This window comes from Vibrio sp. M260118, from assembly GCF_036533755.1.
GTDB lineage: Bacteria > Pseudomonadota > Gammaproteobacteria > Enterobacterales > Vibrionaceae > Vibrio.
Map to the genome: position 1 here is coordinate 1 of NZ_JATABG010000580.1, position 1,357 is coordinate 1,357.

A 1,357-nucleotide genomic window follows, 5' to 3' on the forward strand; every position below is an offset into this window, starting at 1 on the left:
AGTGGCGAGATCTGGATGCTGCTCACCACCCAGCGGTGGCTGCTCGACTAGCGAATCCGGCAGTTCAAAAGCTTGGTTAGGGATGTAGTAAAAGTTGTTGTTTTTCGCGTAAGCAACACTGGTATCGTCGTCTGCGCCAAAGTCACTTACACCTGGTGGGTTATTGAGCCCTTTGTACACTCGCGCTACGTGGTTTGGCACAATATCAATAATGACTTTCATACCTGCTTGATGGGTTCGCTCGATAAGGCTGGCAAATTCTTGATTGCGCTGGCTAGGATTATCGGCTAAATCTGGATTGACCGAGTAGTAGTCTTTCACCGCATAAGGCGAACCAGCACGTCCTTTTACAATGCTTGGGTGATCTTTATCGATGCCAAATTCACTGTAGTCGCCAATCAAGGCATGGTGCGGGACTCCGGTATACCAGATATGTGTGATGCCCAATTTGCTAATTTCGCTTAGCGCCTTCTCGCTAAAATCGCTGAACTTTCCAACGCCATTTTGCTCTATGGTGCCCCACGGCTGATTAGTTTGGTTTATATTGCCAAATAAGCGAGTAAATACTTGATAGATATTTTGTTTTTTCATTCTAGTTCGAAGCCTGATTGACGCTATTTTAAAAGCATAGAAGATATAGAGGCACAAAAAATCCTCCCTACTAAATCGGCAAAGGGCGTAGAAGCGAAAAGTGTGATCATAAGCGATTGAGTGACGTTCAACTAAAGAGATAGTCTAGCTTAAGCCCATGACATCGGGGTTAGGAGATTTCATTATTCTCGCGTTCGTTTCAGTCAAATAAGTGAATAATCGGGTTGAAAACTTGGTTAAAGGTCACAGAATGAGCATTTCTGTGGCCTTTTAATTTATCGCTCTGTGAGTGATTTTTACTTTTTAGATCAGAGAGTAAGCTCTTAATCTTGGTTGTTTTCTGGTACCAAAGTTCACTTTGACACTCGGGCTTGCTTTTCTAAGCTTTAGATGAAGTCAACGTCAAAGGAAAGGAGAACACAATGGCGAAGTTCCAACAAGATATCCCAAATCGAGTGACGGTTTACCACGATGATATAGACCAAGAAAAAGCACTGAAGAATGCGATGCTTCCCGAAAAGCCAAGATACTTTAATGGCTCACCTACTTACGAAGCTTCTAGTGTTGATGAGTTCAAAACCAAACTCAGCCAAATTGGAATGTCGCTAGACGTATAATCCCAATCGAATCAATTAGGCGGTCAACTCGACTGCCTTTGTTTTTTCAGTACCCTCACTATTCATTCTTTATATTTCAATAGCTTGTCTAGCTTCTGAATATGACAACCGACTTTAACTATCACTAATACAGTTAGATACTGGATTTT

The 1,357-nt window shown here is 42.2% G+C and carries 2 protein-coding genes; one reads left to right on the top strand and one right to left on the bottom strand.

The features are described from left to right. Nucleotides 1-591, bottom strand: a 591-nt coding sequence (locus tag QTO00_RS19740) for an alpha-amylase family glycosyl hydrolase (protein ID WP_331426263.1), incomplete at its 3' end; no start/stop codon positions are given. Between the two features lie 422 nt (nucleotides 592-1,013). On the opposite strand from QTO00_RS19740, the gene QTO00_RS19745 reads away from it, so the two are divergent. Next, nucleotides 1,014-1,208 (top strand): hypothetical protein, encoded by a 195-nt coding sequence (locus QTO00_RS19745; protein WP_004749433.1) that lies wholly within the window; start codon nucleotides 1,014-1,016, stop codon nucleotides 1,206-1,208. Nucleotides 1,209-1,357: the final 149 nt, after the last annotated feature.

Coding starts and splice junctions, on each gene's coding strand:
- QTO00_RS19745 (WP_004749433.1), top strand. CDS start 1,014: ATGGCGAAGTTCCAACAAGATATCCCAAATCGAGTGACGGTTTACCAC.